Genomic DNA, 14925 nt, shown 5'->3' with positions numbered 1-14925 from the left:
TACGAATGGCCAACAAGGCGCCGACGGGCTCCACAATTCTGGATGACATGGCCGGCGGCGGATTTCCTCGCGGCCGCATCACCTTGATCGATGGGGAGCCGGGTTCGGGCAAGACCATCCTGTCATTGCAATTCCTGCTTCATGGCGCCGAGCGTGATGACGAGCCGGGGATTCTGGTCTGTTTCGAGGAAACGGCCGAGGAGATTGCAGCGGACGCCGCAGCTCTCGACTGGGATATTGCAGCACTTCGGGCGGATGGCCGGTTCGACATCATCGAAGGCGGGCTTGGGCCCGATGTCGCAATCGAAGGCCGTTTCGACCTTCAGGGTCTGCTGGCGGCGCTCGGCGCCAGGGCAGACGCCATGGGCGCAACGCGGGTGGCCTTCGACTCGATCGACGTCCTGCTCGATCTCCTGGATGATGAACAGGCCGCCAGACGCGAACTTTACCGGTTGAAGCAATGGGTTCGCGAACGCGGAATGACCTGCGTACTCACCGGAAAGATTGAGGAGACCGGCGCCTCGGTATCCTCGAGGAGTTCCTTTCTGAACTATTTTTCGGATGCCTGTATCGAACTGCGCCGGCGGCATGTCGACCAGGTGGCGGTCCGAACGATCTGCGTGACCAAGCTTCGCGGCAGCACCAGCAGCTCAAGTCTTCTGCCGTTCATCATCGGACCCCGGGGCATCACGATCGCCGATCCCGGTTCCGCAGAAGTCCGCCACAAGGTTTCGACCGAACGCGTCAGCAGTGGCGTGGCGCGTCTCGACCAGTTTCTGGGCGGCGGCTATCTCAGGGGATCCGCCATCCTGGTAAGCGGCGTGCCCGGGACGGCCAAGACATCGCTTGCCGTAAGCTTTCTGGAAGCCACCTGCCGCAGAGGCGGCAAATCGCTTCTGGTCTCATTCGACGAGGCCGGCGAACAGATCGTGCGAAACGCCGCATCCATCGGGCTCGAGCTTCAATCGCAGGTCGATGAAGGATTGCTCCGCTTCCTGTCGCTACGATCGGGAGCGGCGGGTATCGAGGATCACATCGTCAACATCATGGCGGAGATGGATCGGCTCCAACCTGATTGCATGGTGATCGATCCGCTGTCCGCGATCCACAAGGCGCCGGGGCAGGTTCACGCCATCACGCCCGGCCAGCGCTTGATGGACCATGCAAAGAGAGAGGGCATCACGCTGCTGATGACCTCGCTTACCGAAAAGGAGGCGCAGCCGGGCAGCTATATCGATACGGCGTCGAATGTCTCGACCATTGCCGATACCTGGCTTCACCTGACATTTGCGGTCAACGCCGGCGAGCGGAACCGCGCCATCTCGATCGTCAAATCCCGGGGCACCTCGCATTCCCATCAGGTTCGTGAGCTTGTCATCTCCGACCAGGGTATCGATCTGGTGGATGTCTATGCGCTGGGCGGCGAGGTCCTGATGGGAACGGCTCGCAAGGAACGCGAGTTCGAGATGGAGCGCGACGAGCGGATTGCAGAACGCGATTTCGACCGGCGCCGCAAGACCCTTCTGGAAGAACGGAAGGCGATGGCTGCCGAGCTGGATCGCCTGAAGGGTCAGGTCGAGCTCCGCGACCAGACGATCGAAGAACTGGAAGAAGCGGAGGATGAGCGTCAACGGATGCGGTCGGAGCGCCGACGTCGAATCAGTCTTTCGCGGCGCTCAGACCCGGAGTCCGAGAGTCGATGAGCATCGAGGCGTCAACTCAGCGTCCGGACATTGGCGGCGACGGTCAAGCCGAGCGTCCCCGGCAGCTTCTCCTTTACGGGATCGAAGGCAGTTCGACGACATTGAGGGCGAGAAGAAATCTCGAGGCCGCCCTCGAAGCAACTGGCGTCGACCTCGACCTCCTCCAGTTCGTGGATGTGCTCGAAAATCCGCAGAGCGCCTACACCGATGGCGTGATGGCGACCCCGATGCTCGTGATTGGAACCGGTGGGTCAAGCCTGCGCGTCGTCGGCACCCTGGATGATATCGAGCACATTCGTCGCTTGCTGGATAGGTGGCGGACACGGTGACCGAAGCGCCCGGCAGCGACTCCTCCCCCCCTGTGCGCGAAAGCCGGTTCCGCCGCCGCGTCCTGATTGTCTCGTTTCTGGTCGCCATCCTCGTGGTTGGCGAGACGGCCATCGACGTGTATCGGGACCACATGCGTCTTACCGAGGACGCCGAACGCGACGTCGAAAACCTCGTCGTCAATCTGGCCAGCACCCACAAGCAGGTTTTCGACAGTATCGATCTTCTCTTCTTATCTCTGGAAGATCATCTGAACGAGACAGACACCCTGGATGCTGGGGCCAGGGCGCACATCGGCCGCCTGCTGCGCGGTTTCCGCTCCCGTTTCCCGGAATTCCAGAGCGTGGTGGTCCTGAACCGCGATGAAACCGTCGTTGCCTCCGGACACCGCGATTTATCGAAGGAGTCAGGTTTCCTCGATCAACGCCGCGTCAAGGCGCTGATCGAAGGAAATGACCTCGGGAAGCATATCGAAACGCCCGTGGCCGCGGGAGCCTCCGGCAACCTTGTGATACCCGTGGTCCGAGCGTTCCGCAATCGATCCGGACAGGTGGTCTATGCTGCGGTCGTGGCGCTGAAGACGTCTGCCCTGACCGGAACACACTCGGCCCTGGAGATCGGTTCCGGCTCGGTCATGCTTCTCGCACGCACCGACGGGACCGTGCTCGCCCGCTCGCCTTCGACCGATATTGTAGGAGGATCCCTGGCCGACCGGCCATTGTTCACCGAACACATCTCCTCGGCGTCTACAGGTTCATATACTTCACCGCCTCAGAGCGACGGCGAGATACGTATCGTCGGCTATCATGTGAGCCCCAGGCACGAGCTGGTGACGGCGATCGCTGTCGATCGCGACAGAATTCTTGCACCGTGGCGAGAGAATCTGGTCGGTCATATCGGGTCGGCAATTCTCTTGGTTCTCCTTGTCGCCGCCGCCGCGTGGTTCATGATTCGCAGTCATGACCGGGAAGCAGCGCTGCGGCGATCTGCCGAAAGAGCCCGGAACCGCGCCCGGGATCGAGCAGTCAAGCAGCAGATTATGGCCGGACTCAGCCAGTATTCGGCCGAAGCGGAAGATTCGCAGGACTTCCTCGACCGGGCTGCCCGAGCGTTGCGAAAGGGAACCGACTGCGATTTCGCGAGCATCGCGCGCCAGGTCAGTTCGGGATCCCAGATGATGATCGTAGCGCGGGATGGCTGGCCTGAGCATGCGCGCGAGGAATACGTATTTGTTGGAGGGACGGACTCGCATTTGGGCTTCGCTCTCCATTCGCGCGATACCATCATCAGCCACGATTACGGGACCGAGAAAAGATTCCGGCCACACCACCGTCTGGTCGAACTGGGCGCACGGTCGGGAGTTGCAGTACCCATGCTGACCGCCTCGGGCGGCTTTTCCGGTGCACTTTCAGTCTACAGCACGAACCCGGCGGCCTTCTCCGACGACGACAGGATGTTCGTCGAGGCTATCGGCCACCTGATCGCCAGCTACTACGAGCGTCGCATCCAGTCCAATCTGCGCAGCGCGGTTCTCGACAGCGTACCCAGCATGCTCGCTGTTCTCGACCATCGCGGCGACATCCTGTTCGTCAACAGGTCATGGATTTCGGAGGGCGACGCCCGGGACCTCCAGATGCCGGAAGGTGGTGTCGGGGCGAATTACATCGACATATGCACCCGGGCCGCGGCCGAAGGCGTCGTCGAGGCGCAGCAGATGCAGGAAGGCATTCTGGACGTGATGTCGGGTCAGACCGACCGGTTCCAGATGGAGTATCCCTGTGGGGATGAAAAGGAGATGCGCTGGTTCTTCGCCACGGTATCGCCGGTCAACCTGGACGGGCATAGCGGCGCGCTGGTGAGCCACCTGGACATCACATCCCGCCGGGAACTGGAGAAGCAGCTGCGCGAAGCCAGCAGGATGGAGGCGCTGGGGCAGCTGACGGGCGGTATTGCGCACGATTTCAACAATCTGCTGATGGTCGTTGCCGGCAACGCGGAAATGCTTTCGGACCGGATCGGGCCGGAGACAAGGGAAGGCCGCATGCTGGCTGCGATCCGCGAAGCCGCTGGTCGCGGCGCAGCGCTGACGGACGGGCTCCTTTCCTTCTCCCGGCGGCAATTGCTCTCGCCTCAGGCGGTCGAGCCTCAGAAGGTACTCCAGGATGCCGCCCGGCTTCTCGAACGCACGCTCCGTGAGGATATAGAGCTCAGGGTCGAAACGCCGGATTCATGCCGCCAGATCCTCGCCGATGAAGCGCAATTGCATACCGCGCTGATGAACCTGATCCTGAACGCCCGGGATGCGCTGCCCAATGGCGGCACGATCATCCTCCGCTGCGAGGACCTGGACAATGGCGGCGCCCCCGTCGCTTTCGTGCGCCTTTCGGTAACCGATGACGGCGAAGGCATGCCCCCTGCCGTAGCCGACAAGGCCTTCGAACCGTTCTCCACGACCAAACCGGTCGGTCAGGGCACTGGTCTGGGTCTGAGCATGGTGCATGGCTTCGCGATCCAGTCCGGCGGAACGGCCTCGCTGGAATCGAAGCCGGGCCAGGGCACACGAGTCATGATCGATCTTCCTGTCGCCACCGGATCGGAGGCTGTCGGAAACAACGGTGGCGCCGCTGATCTCGACGATCAATTCGAAGGAACCATCCTGGTTGTCGAGGATGAAGACCGGGTGCGGAACTACCTGAGATTGCTGCTCGAAGATATGGGTCTGACGGTTCATGAAGCGTCAAGCGCGGCCGACGCGCTGGAATCTCTGGCGGGATTGCCGGAGCTGGATCTGCTCCTGAGTGACGTGATCATGCCCGGCAGCATGTCGGGCTATGGGCTCGCCAGCGAAATTCGCCGCAACCGGCCAGGTAGCGGTATCATACTCATGTCCGGCTACACCGATCCGAGCATGATCGAGCGGCTTCATGAGCACGACCCGTCGATTCCGCTGCTGCGCAAGCCCTTCAGCCGCAGCCAGCTTGTCGCAATGCTGAAGACGGTCCTCTCGGATTGATGTCCATGGTTCGCTATCTCGACAAAGGTAACCGGGAATGAAACGAATTCTTCTCGTCGATGACGATCCGCTGGTCCTGGGCACCCTGAGAGAAGCGCTCGATGGGGCGGGCTACGCCGTTGCGACAGCGGAGAATGGAAAACAGGCGATGCAGGAGCTTTCGCGCGCACGCACGGATCTTGTGGTCACCGACCTCATCATGCCGACGCAGGAAGGGGTGGAAACCATCATGGCGGTGCGGAAGGCCTATCCAACCCTGCCGATCATTGCGATTTCCGGAGGCGGGAGGCTCGATGCGCTCTCGCTGCTGGACGTGGCCCGGAAGTTCGGGGCGGCCGCGACCTTGAAGAAGCCGTTTCCCCCGAGCGTGCTCGTCACCCTGATCGGTCGGATATTGGCCGAGCGGCGCGGCGGGGAGTCATGCTGACCGGGTCCGGCGCGGTCATTCGCCCGGGCCTGCTTCCTTTCCGGACATGACCTGATGGATCGTGTTGAGAAGAACCTTCGTTCCAAAAGGCTTCTTGAGGGCCGCGGAAGCGCCGGCCCTTCTCGCCGCCTCAAGCAGTGGAGCCGGGCCGAGCTTGCCGCCGCCGGTGATGGCGATGACCGGGAGACCCGGCTCGGTACGTGAAATCTCGGCTATCGTTTCGATACCTTCACGATTCGGCATGATGATGTCGCAAAGCACGACATCCGGCTTCATCTCTCCGAGCAAGCGCAGCGCATCGTCTCCGTCGGTGGCCACGGTCACTTCATGGCCCTGAGTTTCCAGGCTGTTGGTGAACATGTCCCGGATCAGGCGGTCGTCGTCGACGACAAGTATCTTCATGATTATGCTGATTCCTGCCCTTGAATGATCTGCGGAGACACGCTCGCGGCACACCATTGCGGAACACACCTAAACAAATCTCTAGCGCGTGATGTGGTGCGCGTGCAGGATGAGCCAATGGCAATCCGCCCAGATTCAGCGTCTCCGTAGAACTGGAACTGTTTGCCCTGACTTTCGGCCTACCGCGGTCATTCGTCCTACGGAGGGGCCATGGCCCAATCGGAAACCTGTTCGACTTTCCCGGGTTTATCCGCAGGATGCCGACATGGCAGACTAACGCTCCAGTTGTTCTTTGGGTACTGGCTTCGCCCTACTGTGAGGACTTCCACACTGCTTGGTTGGAGGCAGCCTGATCGGATCATGGAGACCTCACGATAGGCACCAACGAGCACTACAGCCCTGCCAGCGATTTGAGATTCGGCGCGGCAGGCGGGACAGCGCTGCGTGTCGCCGCGGTCTACGCCGCCGCCGGATTCCTCTACATTCTCGGGTCGGATTGGCTCGTCGAACATGGATTCAGCAGCGACTGGCGACCGGGCATCCAGAGCGTCAAGGGAATGGGATTCGTCCTGATCACGGCGCTCGGTCTGGGCCTGATCTGCCGATTCTTCATCCGCCGCGGCATGGCGCAAATCATTTCCGTCAACGCCGCTCTGGAGAAAAGCCGGGAACGTTTCGAACTGATTGCCGACAATGTGGGGGAGGTCCTGTGGATCGGCGACCCGCGCGATCGTGGTATCCACTACGTCTCACCGGCGTATGAAACGATCTGGGGCCGCTCCAGTGACGCGATGTTCAGCGATCCCGGATCATGGATGGAAACCGTTCATCCCGATGATCGCGCCTATACCCGAAGAAAGATCCGGGAACGGCAACGGCAAAGCAACGTGGCCGAGTACCGGATCGTCAGGCCCGATGGCGCGATCCGCTGGATCGAGGATCGTGGATTTCCCGTCCGCAACGAAAGCGGAGAGGTTTATCGCGTGGTCGGCGTCGCCCGCGACATCACCGAGCATCGGCAGGCGAAGGCGCACATCGAAGAGCTGCGTTCGCGTTTCGAGAAGGTGATTGCCGCAGCCCCGGTCGGCATCCTCGTTCACCGCGATTTCACCCCGATTCTTGCGAATGAGGCCCTGGCGAGAACGCTCGGCTATTCCAGCGCTGACGAGATTCTTGGCCTGCCCGACTGCCTGGCGCTTTTCGCCGAGGAGGAGCGGGACCGTATCGTGCAGTTCAACCGCCAACGCATGAGGGGCGGTGACCCGCCGAAGGCCTACGACCTCAAGGGTAAGACACGGGACGGTTCCATCATCGAACTCGAGAACCGGGTCACCGTTCTCGACTGGGGAGGGTCGCCCGCAGTCTGTACCATTCTCGCCGACGTGTCCGAGCAGCGCGAAACCGAACGCCAGTTGCGAAAGGCGCAGAAGTTCGAAGCCATTGGACAGCTCACGGGCGGTGTCGCGCATGACTTCAACAATCTTCTGACCGTCGTGATCGGGAACGCCGGGCTACTCGAGCAGCGGCTTGACGGGCGCGATGAAGACTCGAGGTCCTTGGTAGACACAATCCTGAAGGCGGCGAACCTCGGCGCCGAGCTCACGCATAATCTGCTCGCCTATTCCCGGCGTCAGGTGCTGGCGCCCGCGGCAACGGATGTCGCGGCACTGATCGAGGGAATGCGGCTGCTTCTGCAGCGGACCCTGGGCGAGCACATCGAAATTGCCATCTCCCATGAGCGCAGCATCGATGATGCTTACGTGGACGCCAGTCAGCTCCAGAACTCAATCCTCAATCTCTGCCTGAATGCGCGGGACGCAATGCCCGAGGGCGGCCTGCTGCGGATCGAAATGACCAACACCCGTCTGGATGCGGATGCGGATGCGGATGCGGCGCAGCGGCAGGCCGACGTGACGCCAGGTCCATATGTCAGCATCGCGGTTTCGGACACCGGAACCGGCATGCCCGAGGAGGTGGTGCGCCACGCGTTCGAGCCATTCTTCACCACCAAGGAATCCGACCGCGGCAGCGGTCTCGGACTCAGCATGGTCTTCGGATTCATCAAGCAGACCGGGGGTCATCTCGACGTCGATTCCGAAGTCGGCAGGGGTACGACGATCCGGCTCTACCTGCCGCGCGCCGAGACGCCGACACGGCCCCGGGAGGAACCGCCGGCTGCTCCCGCGATGGAAGGCAGAGGCGAGCTGGTGCTGCTGGCCGAGGACGATGCGATGGTCCGGGATTTCGTGGTGCTGCAACTCTCCCTGCTGGGATACCGGGTGATGGAGGCTGCAAACGGGCAGGAGGCGCTGGCGTTGCTCGAGCAGAACGAGGATATCGATCTGCTCTTCACCGACATCGTCATGTCGGGCGGCATGAGCGGGCGACAGCTGGCAGATGCCGCGCAACGCATCCGGCCCCGGCTGCCCGTGCTTTTCACCTCCGGCTATACGGAGGCCTCCATGCTGAATGAGGGGTGGGTGGAGCCGGGCATGCGGCTGCTGCAGAAGCCCTTTCAGCGTGAAGATCTGGCGCGGATGGTCCGGTCGACCCTTGACCGCGATGCATGACATCGACAGTTCGACGGCAAGCTGATTTCGAGGTTGAGCCCATTGCTCGGCTTGTGCCGGGCCCCGTGCCCCTCTGAGGCCTCAGCGCGTCCACGCCCGGGGCCTGGAGCAGGATAGTGAGGTGCACCTGGTCTGAGCCCCTTGGCTCCCTCGTTCAGAACGAGAGTTCTTCCGTTTGATAGCTGATGGGTCGGTGGTTTGCGAGAGTGCCGGGCGCGGCCGTCGCCGCCCCGCCGACGAGGCATCTTGCATCGAAACGGCCGCGCCGCTGGAATGGCCCTCAGACCCGGCAGAGGAGCCAACAGCGGATGCCCAGGCCAGAATTCGACCGCGACGCAAGCCCCGAGGCCGTCGCCGAAGCCCTTGACGAGCACGGCTACGCCATCGTGCGCGAACTGGCCGATGCGGAGACCGTGTCGCGTCTCAACGCCGATTTCGACCCCCATGTCGACGCGGTGCAGCTTGGCCGGACCGACTTTGCCGGCCACAGGACCAAACGCATCAACAATCTGATCGCCAAGTCCGCGGCCTGCCGGGAGCTCGCCGTCCATCCCACGATCATGGGCGTCTGCGACCGCGTTCTGCTGCCCCACTGCGCGCGCTATCACCTCCATGTCACCCTGCTGGTGGATCTGCAGCCCGGCGAGACGGCCCAGGAGCTGCACCGCGACGGCGGGATCTATCCCGTGCGCCTGCCTTCCATCCCCATGACGCTGGCCACCATGTGGGCGTGCAACGACTTCACCGCCGGGAATGGCGGCACCCGGCTGGTGCCCGGCAGCCACCGCTGGGCCCATGACCGTCAACCCACAGCCGACGAGGCGGTCAATGCGGAGATGCCGGCCGGTTCGGTGCTGCTCTACACCAGCAATCTCATCCACGGCAGCGGCGCCAACCGGTCGAACGGCAACCGCCGCGGCATGGGGCTTCACTACAATCTCGGCTGGCTGCGCCAGGAGGAGAACCAGTACCTCTCGATCCCGCCGGACAAGGCGAAGGATATCCCCCACGAGGTGCTGAAGCTGATCGGTTACGACTTCGGCGGCCCCTATCTGGGCTTCGTCGAGACGGGCCATCCGCTCACTCTCGCCGACCCCGCACTGCCGCGCGACATGGACCGCACCGGCGGCGCAGCGATCACGGCCCGCAGCCGCGCCATCAAGCCCCTGTACCTCGGCGACACGCCCGACGACGGTCTGGACTGAACCCCCGGGGGCGTGAGGCCGCGGCGGCGGCATGGCCAATCCCGGTTTCCACCGGATGCGCCACAGGCGTTTCCACGCCCCGGGCAAATCGACGCGGTTCCATACGGCCGGCGCGCTCACCACGTCCTGCACACAAGAAGAAGCAAAAAACGAGCGCGCAAAGTGCCCGAGCATCTGAAATTCAACTCTGCCGGCGGAGGGCGAATCCCGCCCCGCCTGCCGGTTCCGTCGCGGCCCGCCGCCTCCACGGCCCGCCGCTCGTCGGCGTGTCCCCGAAGGATCGGCCGATGAGCGAGATGGCAGCCGAAATTCCGCTGAACAGGACGTCGAAGCTCCTGGGCAAGCTGGCCCTGGAAGCCGGACCGCTGCTGGCATTCTTCGTCGGCTTCATGTTCGGCGACATCTTCGTCGGCACGGCAGTGTTCATGATCGCAATGATCGTCTCGGTCGCCTGCACATATTCGGCGAAACGCACCCTGCCGACCTTCCCCCTGCTGGGGCTGGTCATGGTGCTTGCCTTCGGCGGCCTCACGCTGTGGCTGGGCGAGGCCATGTTCATCAAGATCCAGCCCACCGTCGGCAATGCCCTGTTCGGCGCCATGGTGCTGGGCGGGCCGCTGGTCGGCGTCAACTTCCTGAAGCGCGCCTTCGGCGACGAACTGACCATGCGCGACGAGGCCTGGCGCAAGCTGGCGTTCCGTGCCGGCGGCTTCCTGATCTGCCTCGCCCTGCTCAACGAGGTCGTCCGGCGCTCCTTCAGCACCGAGATCTGGGTCTACTTCAAGGTCTTCTGCGTGCTGCCGCTGGACGCGCTGTTCGCAGCCAGCCTGTGGCCCATGTTCCGCCGCGAGCGGCGGGCCGCCGAAGCGGCGCGCCGGCAGAAGCGGGAGGCGGCATGATCACCACGGCGCGCTCGTGGAAAGGCGCGGCAATGCTGACCGCGCGCTACACGGTCTTCCGCGCCCGCGAACCCCGCCGGCGGCGCTGGAGCCTGGAGGACCGTCTGGCGGCGCTGCCGCGCCAGGGCCTGCCGCTGGAGACCGGGGTCGAGATCCGCTGGAACGACCATCAGGTGCCCTTCGTGGAGGCCGCCGGGGAGCGCGACCTCGCCGTGGGCCTGGGCGTCGTTCACGGCCATCTCCGGCTGTTCCAGATGGAAATCATGCGCCGGCTGGCGCGCGGCCGCATGGCCGGGCTGCTGGGTCCGGTGGCGCTCGACGTCGACCGCAGCCTGCGCATCGTCGGCTTCTCCCGCGCCGTCGAGGAAATCCGGCAGGGCCTGCCGGAGGAAACGCGGGAATGGCTTGCCGGCTTCCGCGACGGCGTCAACGCGGTCATCGAATCGGCGGACGAGCATCCGGAGGAGTTCCGCCTTCTGGGCGCCGCACCCGAGCCCTGGACCCTGGCCGACCTTGTCGCCATCGGGCGGGTGGCTGCGAGCGACTTCTCCTGGAAGGTCCTGCGCCGGCTGTTGCCGCACAGCGACCGAGAGAACTGGCCGGCGGCCTGGCAAAGGCTGATCGCGGAAGGCGGCTCCCCGGTGCCGTCCTATGCCGGGGATGGCCGCAGCCCCGGAACCGAAGACTTCCTGGCCGCCTTCGGCCGGAGCGGCAGCAACTCCCTCGCCGTGGCCGGCGAACGTACGAAAAGCGGCGCAGCGATGATCGCCAGCGATCCGCATCTGGGCGTCATGCTGCCCAATCTGTGGCTGATCGCCGGCATGCGCGCGCCCGGCATTCACGCCGTCGGCCTGATGATCCCCGGCGTTCCCGTGATGGCGCTGGGCCGCAACGAACACATCGCCTGGGGGGGCACCAGCCTGCATGCGGCCAGCAGCGACCTGTTCGATGTCACCGATCTGCCGGACGGGGAAATCGCAACGCGCGAGGAAACCATCCCCGTGCGCTGGGGCGGCGAAGGCCGGGTCACGATCCGGGAATGCGCCTACGGACCGATCATCTCCGACGCGCCCATGCTCGGGCTGCCGAAGAACCGGCCGCTGGCCATGCGCTGGATCGGCCACGATCCGAACGACGAGATCAGCGCCATGCTGGGCGTCCAGCGCGCCCGCAACTGGGACGAGTTCCGCGGCGCCCTTGACGGCTTCGCGGCGCCCGCACAGACCATGGTCTACGCCGACGTCCGGGGCCGGGTGGGCAAGGCGATCGCAGCACACCTGCCGCGCCGCGGCGCGGGTCCGCCGGCCGACATCGTCCGCAAGCGCGAGTTCCTCGACCACTGGAGCGAAATCGTCGTCGGCAGCGACTTCCCGGCGGAGTTCGCGCCCGAGCGCGGCTATGTCGCCTCCGCCAACAACCGGCCGCCGCCTTCGGACGTGCCGGTGGGCTTCTTCTTCTCCTCGAACGATCGGGTGGACCGGATGAACCGGCTGCTCGACGGCTTGAGCGAAGGCGGGCCGGATGACCTGAAGGCGCTGCAGCGCGACGTCGCCATGCCGTCCTCGGAGCGGATCCGCCGGGGCATGCTCGAGGTGCTCGACAACCAGGCAGCCGACACGCCCGACGTCGTAGGAGCGCTGGCCACGTGGAACGGCCGGCACGAAGCCGGCTCGCGCGGCGCCCTGGCCTATGAGCTGATGGTCCATCACCTGCTGCGCCACCTTCATGCCGCCTATGAACTGGCGCTCTACCTTGCGGCATGGGACCTGACCGCCCAACTGGCGCGCGATCTCGAGGAACTGCCCCGCCGGCGCCTCGAGAAGGCGGCCACAAGGGCCGCGCGGGACGCACAGTCCGATTTCAGGCGTCATCGGACATGGGGCGCGATCCACCGCATGCGCCTGGAGCATCCGTTCGCCCGGGTGCCGGTCATCGGCAGGAGCTACCGCTTCAGCGACGACGCCATCGGCGGCGGCAACGAGACATTGATGAAGACCGCTCACGGCGTGGCGCGGGACACGCACCGCGTCGGACTGGGCCAGGTGGCGCGCCATGTCTCCGACCTGTCCGACCCGGACGCCAACGACTTCTGCCTGCTGGGCGGCCAGGACGGCTGGCTCGGTTCCGACAGCTTCAACGACCAGTACACGCTCTGGCGGGAAGGACGCTATGTCCGCGTACCAATGTCGCGCTCCTCGGTAGCCCGCGAGTTCCGCCATGTGGTCACGCTGTCGCCGGCCGGCGCCGGATATGGGGAGCATCGCCATGGCTGAGGCCCGTCAGAAAGCGCAAGACGGCCATACGGTCAGCTTCCGGAGCTGGAACCCCTACATGCCCCGGGACATGGCCGAAGGCGCGCGGGACCGGCCAATCGAGGCGCAGGGCACGCTCTATCTTCCGGCGGGCGAGGCGCCGCCCGGCGGCTGGCCGGGCGTCGTCATCGCCCAGGGTCTGGGCGGGCCGATGCGAAACAGGGAGATGGCCTATGGCCGCTGGCTGGCCGAGCACGGCCACGCGACCCTGGTGCTGGACAGCTACGCCTCCCGGAATATCCGCGGACCGGAGACATGGAAGGCGCTCAGGCTCACGACGGCGATGGTCCTCGCCGACGCATTTGGTGCGCTGGCCTATCTGGGCAGCCGTCCGGAAATCGACGGCGAGCGGGTGGCCATCAAGGGCTACTCCTATGGCGGCATGGTTTCCCAGGTGGCCGCCTTCGAGCCGATCAGGGACCTGTACCAACCCGAGGGCGGGGGCTTCGCCGCCCACATCGCCTATTACAGTTGCAGCGTCGTGCGCATGAAGGAACCCGAGACCACCGGCGCGCCGGTGCTGATCATGATCGGCGAGCGGGACCGGAACGTTTCGGTCGAGCGCACGCAGAAGATCGCCGAGGATCTGCGCCGCGGCGGATCCGATGTGCGGCTGAAGGTTTTCGACTGCTACCACCAGTGGGACGGCGACGACGTGGAACCGCGGCGTTTCGGCTTCCACCTGCGCCATTGCCACGTGGAACTGCAGCCCGACGGCGAACTGCGCGTGGAAGAATCGGGACGGAAGATCGACGGACCCCTGAGCCGGCTCCTGTTCCTGGCGACCCATGTCAGTTCGCGGGGCTATACCATCCAGAAGAACAGGGAGGTGACACGGCGGTCGAACGCGGAGGTTCTCGATTTCCTGGACGGCCTGCGCCGGGGGCCGATCAGCCGGGCAGGGCAAGCCAGGCGAGCGGGTCAGGGCCGATGACCAGTGGATGCAGCGCCAGCAAGGCCGCCCAGACGGCCAGCGCCGCCGCTGCCGGCCGATAGCCGACGCGGTCCGGGGCGCTCCCGGCGACCGGCGCTGCGGTGAGCATGTTCTTGACCAGCGCGAAGAGTGCGATTGCAGCGAAGACGGCGAACAGCAGCAGCGCCCGCGCCTGCCCGACATTCGCGAGGTGGAGCAGCGCCCAGAGCAGGATGCCGGCGCTGGCCGGGGCCGGAACAAGACGATAGAGCCAAGCCGCGCCCTTGCCCGGCGGCCGCATCAACCGCACCGCGACGAGCCAGAGCGCCAGCGGCATTGCCAGCACCGCCGCCCAGCGGGCCCAGAGCGGCGGCGACCAGACCCAGGGGCTGTCAGCGGCCCCGGCATAGGCCTGGATCACCCAGGCGACCGCAGCGAGCGAGACGAGGCTGTAGGCGATGCGGAAGGCCCTGACGCCCAGCCGCGCCAGCAGCCGTTCGCGCAGCGCCGGCAGGGACGGCGCCGCATGGGTCAGGAACAGCAGCGCCAGCGCGGCCGCCAGGTTCGTCATCGCTCCGCCTTCCTCTGTCCTGACATTTCCTCAACGCACCGGGGCCGGCGGGCGTCGCCGCCCCCGGCCCTCTTCGCGTCATGGCATCCGGTTCAGCGCGCGGCCAGCCGGTCGTCCATTTGCTGCAGCAGGGCGGACATGCGCTTGTCCGCCCGGCCCGGATGCTTCGCCTCGCGGATGGCGTCCAGGTTCGCCGTGGCGTCGCCGACCACGACAACGCCGACCATGCCCATGCCGTAGTGGGGCAGGCACTTGTAGCCGTAGACACCCTCCTCGGTGAAGGTCACGGTGACCGGCTTGTTCATCCGGCCCTTGAAAGCCTCGGCATTGGCGGGAAGCATGGACCTGATGGTTTCCGCGTTGTGGCCCTTGTCGGTGGGCAGGAAGGTCACGGTATCGCCTGGCTGGACCTCCAGATAGGCGGGCTCGAAGACCATCATGCCGTCCGCGCCGCGGTTCAGCATCTTGACCTCGAAGTCGGCGGCCGCGGCGGGCTGTACGGCGGCGGCGAGGAGACCGCCCAGCATGGCGGCGGCGATCAGGGTGCGTTTCATCTCGGGGTTCCTTTCGTCAATTGTCTTCG

The 14925-nt window shown here is 65.0% G+C and carries 12 protein-coding genes; 9 read left to right on the top strand and 3 right to left on the bottom strand.

Annotated elements, in window-relative coordinates:
* Positions 1-5 precede the first annotated feature (5 nt).
* The 4 genes from kaiC to CWC60_RS15460 are packed head-to-tail and all read left to right on the top strand — an operon-like array spanning position 6 to position 5470.
* Positions 6-1703, top strand: coding sequence for a circadian clock protein KaiC (gene kaiC, locus CWC60_RS15475; protein ID WP_109794843.1), 1698 nt, complete (start codon positions 6-8; stop codon positions 1701-1703).
* Positions 1700-2032, top strand: coding sequence for a thioredoxin domain-containing protein (locus CWC60_RS15470; protein ID WP_109794842.1), 333 nt, complete (start codon positions 1700-1702; stop codon positions 2030-2032). Before kaiC ends, CWC60_RS15470 begins: the two co-directional genes overlap by 4 nt.
* Positions 2029-5043, top strand: a complete 3015-nt coding sequence (locus CWC60_RS15465) for an ATP-binding protein (protein ID WP_125182802.1) — start codon at positions 2029-2031, stop codon at positions 5041-5043. The genes CWC60_RS15470 and CWC60_RS15465 overlap by 4 nt, the downstream gene beginning before the upstream one ends.
* Positions 5044-5080: 37 nt before the next feature.
* Positions 5081-5470 carry a response regulator gene (locus tag CWC60_RS15460; RefSeq protein ID WP_109794840.1) on the top strand — a complete coding sequence of 130 codons (390 nt, stop codon included), beginning with the start codon at positions 5081-5083 and terminating at the stop codon, positions 5468-5470.
* Positions 5471-5485: 15 nt separating this feature from the next.
* Here CWC60_RS15460 and CWC60_RS15455 read toward each other — a convergent pair whose 3' ends face one another.
* Positions 5486-5872: a response regulator gene (locus CWC60_RS15455; protein ID WP_164516578.1), complete on the bottom strand. Its 387-nt coding sequence runs from the start codon at positions 5870-5872 to the stop codon at positions 5486-5488.
* A 410-nt stretch (positions 5873-6282) separates the two neighbouring features.
* On the opposite strand from CWC60_RS15455, the gene CWC60_RS15450 reads away from it, so the two are divergent.
* From CWC60_RS15450 to CWC60_RS15430, 5 genes are all read left to right on the top strand, one after another.
* On the top strand, positions 6283-8442 hold the full coding sequence (locus CWC60_RS15450; protein WP_109794838.1) for a hybrid sensor histidine kinase/response regulator: 2160 nt from the start codon (positions 6283-6285) through the stop codon (positions 8440-8442).
* Positions 8443-8750: 308 nt separating this feature from the next.
* A complete protein-coding gene (locus CWC60_RS15445; RefSeq protein WP_164516577.1) occupies positions 8751-9647 on the top strand; it encodes a phytanoyl-CoA dioxygenase family protein in 897 nt (298 codons plus the stop codon).
* A gap of 287 nt (positions 9648-9934) precedes the next feature.
* Positions 9935-10546, top strand: a complete 612-nt coding sequence (locus CWC60_RS15440) for an inner membrane-spanning protein YciB (RefSeq protein WP_109794836.1) — start codon at positions 9935-9937, stop codon at positions 10544-10546.
* Positions 10543-12819 (top strand): penicillin acylase family protein, encoded by a 2277-nt coding sequence (locus CWC60_RS15435; RefSeq protein ID WP_109796418.1) that lies wholly within the window; start codon positions 10543-10545, stop codon positions 12817-12819. The genes CWC60_RS15440 and CWC60_RS15435 overlap by 4 nt, the downstream gene beginning before the upstream one ends.
* Positions 12812-13792, top strand: a complete 981-nt coding sequence (locus tag CWC60_RS15430) for a dienelactone hydrolase family protein (protein ID WP_164516576.1) — start codon at positions 12812-12814, stop codon at positions 13790-13792. The genes CWC60_RS15435 and CWC60_RS15430 overlap by 8 nt, the downstream gene beginning before the upstream one ends.
* On the opposite strand, the gene CWC60_RS15425 is transcribed toward CWC60_RS15430, so the two are convergent.
* Together CWC60_RS15425 and CWC60_RS15420 are read right to left on the bottom strand one after the other, a co-directional pair.
* On the bottom strand, positions 13749-14342 hold the full coding sequence (locus tag CWC60_RS15425; RefSeq protein ID WP_109794833.1) for an NnrU family protein: 594 nt from the start codon (positions 14340-14342) through the stop codon (positions 13749-13751). The two genes, CWC60_RS15430 and CWC60_RS15425, sit on opposite strands and share 44 nt — an antisense overlap.
* 92 nt (positions 14343-14434) lie before the next feature.
* On the bottom strand, positions 14435-14896 hold the full coding sequence (locus CWC60_RS15420) for a pseudoazurin (RefSeq protein ID WP_109792444.1): 462 nt from the start codon (positions 14894-14896) through the stop codon (positions 14435-14437).
* Positions 14897-14925: the final 29 nt, after the last annotated feature.

This window comes from Minwuia thermotolerans, from assembly GCF_002924445.1.
Classification (GTDB): domain Bacteria; phylum Pseudomonadota; class Alphaproteobacteria; order Minwuiales; family Minwuiaceae; genus Minwuia; species Minwuia thermotolerans.
Note: the sequence above shows the minus strand (reverse complement) of the source record. Positions and strands in the feature narration are given on the sequence as shown.